A 1,837-nucleotide genomic window follows, 5' to 3' on the forward strand; every position below is an offset into this window, starting at 1 on the left:
GCCCTCACAAAAGGACAGCGCTTGATCGAAATCTTAAATCGTCACACATCACTGACTGCCGAACGGTTAGCTGTCGGATGCTTCGTCTTGTTCGGTCAGTTATTCTTAACGACAACATGCTAAAATCAAACCTATTCGGCAATCTTTGTTAACACCAAAAACAGTCCAAACATAATAGGCGGAACAGGAGTAAATCCCCATAGAGTTAAACCAATTGTATATAATGGCCGGCCTCTAACATTATCTTTAATTACAATAACCGCGGATCTGAAGGCGAAAATATAGAATGCCGCTGTAGAGGGAATTACAAAAAGGATCACAGGCACCCAAATCGCACCCTTATCATATTTGTCTTTGAAGTAAGTCTCGCGAAACCAACACACAGCAATGATGAACCAAAAAACGGCAGCAACTATGCTTATTGCCTTTAACGCGTTTTTGTCATCAATCTTCATTATATTACCGAACGTAGAGCTCAACCGCGCCGTGTAAAACAGATTCGCCGCCATTAACGATTTTAGCTCACAATGGTTTCTGGCTCACGGACGGTATCGCGTCGGATGAAGCGCCTTGTTCGGCCGATTTTATTCTTATAACCTTCCTGCAAACGAGATACCAAATCAACGCAAAAAAGTTCCCCAAAGTTGAGAAAATGAATATCCCCATAAGTATAACTTCGTCTGCAATTTCATTACGTGGCTCAGCTCGGGAAATCTTCCACAACGCATAACATGCCAATAATCCCAGAATAGGAGTCGTAGTGAACAGCCTCAAAAAGTGGGTTTTTGTATCACTGGTGAACCGCTCATACACCACAGTTGCTATCGCGGCAAACAAACCGACAAGAGCTACCATGATGATCTCGTAATCAAACTTCCCCATCATCTTGTCTTCATTCTTATTATTGCCGAACGTAGAGATCAACCGCGCCGTGTAAAACAGTTTCGCACCATTCACGATTTTAGCTCTATAACTTCATCTCACAACGAACGGTATCGCGTCGGATGCATCGTCTTGTTAGCCTAAATACTTAATGTGTGGTCCAATACTGTGTTCTGCCTGACTTAAGATCTTCAGAATTCTTGTATAATAACACCAAAAGCGTGATAGGAAGCAGGAGTAATCCCATAAAGAACCACAACAATGATGACCGCCGAGTGTGCTGAGCCCATAAGGCACACAATACTCCGCTAAGAAACGCCACGGCGGCTACGGCTCCAGCTTCATCCTCTAAGTCACTTATACGTCTCTCAAGTGAGTTCATCTCTTGAATATCAGTATGCACCTCCATATCCACCCTAGATTCTAGATTTGTTATTTTACGATCGATGCGTTCAATCTCTGCTGTAGAATTCTCTGCTATCACCAATAACGGCATGAATGCTGTGAGAAAGAGGAATATTTGTTTTATCATTCTTTTATTGGCTAACGTAGAGGTCAGCCGCTGCGTGTAAAACAGTCGCCAACCATTCAAATTTTTAACTGTAAAATGGCTCCCGACTACGAACGGTTAACAGTCGTCTGAACCGCCTTGTTAGACCAAATTCTTCAGGAAAACTGGTCAAAACATTAACGTCCCATTCGTCATTTGCACGACTGGGTGGTTCCGTGATCTTCGTCCATGATCGGGGGCAAAATTACCTTGAGCCAATCTTACTGGTCGGAAGCAGAGAGTCTACTTCGTATCGCGATGCGCGTGATGTGAAATAACGTGCGACCAATCCCCTGGCTCTTAATTTCTTATTCTTGTCTAACGTAAAATTCGGCCGCCGATAAATCAATGGTCGAATATGTAGAATGTCCCATGCGTGTAGAATGTTTCTCGGACTAGGGACGG

Annotated in this window: 2 protein-coding genes; both read right to left on the bottom strand. The window is 43.4% G+C overall.

What is annotated here, in order from left to right:
• Nucleotides 1-131 precede the first annotated feature (131 nt).
• On the bottom strand, nucleotides 132-455 hold the full coding sequence (locus tag JO972_RS16715) for a hypothetical protein (RefSeq protein ID WP_309491230.1): 324 nt from the start codon (nucleotides 453-455) through the stop codon (nucleotides 132-134).
• Nucleotides 456-522: 67 nt separating this feature from the next.
• Complete coding sequence (locus JO972_RS16720; RefSeq protein ID WP_309491231.1) at nucleotides 523-957, bottom strand: hypothetical protein; 435 nt, start codon at nucleotides 955-957, stop codon at nucleotides 523-525.
• Between the last annotated feature and the right edge of the window lie 880 nt (nucleotides 958-1,837).

This window comes from Oceaniferula flava (assembly GCF_016811075.1).
GTDB lineage: Bacteria > Verrucomicrobiota > Verrucomicrobiia > Verrucomicrobiales > Akkermansiaceae > Oceaniferula > Oceaniferula flava.

Bases quoted from the DNA above. Each gene is read 5' to 3' on its own strand.
- JO972_RS16715 (WP_309491230.1), bottom strand. From the start codon at position 455: ATGAAGATTGATGACAAAAACGCGTTAAAGGCAATAAGCATAGTTGCT.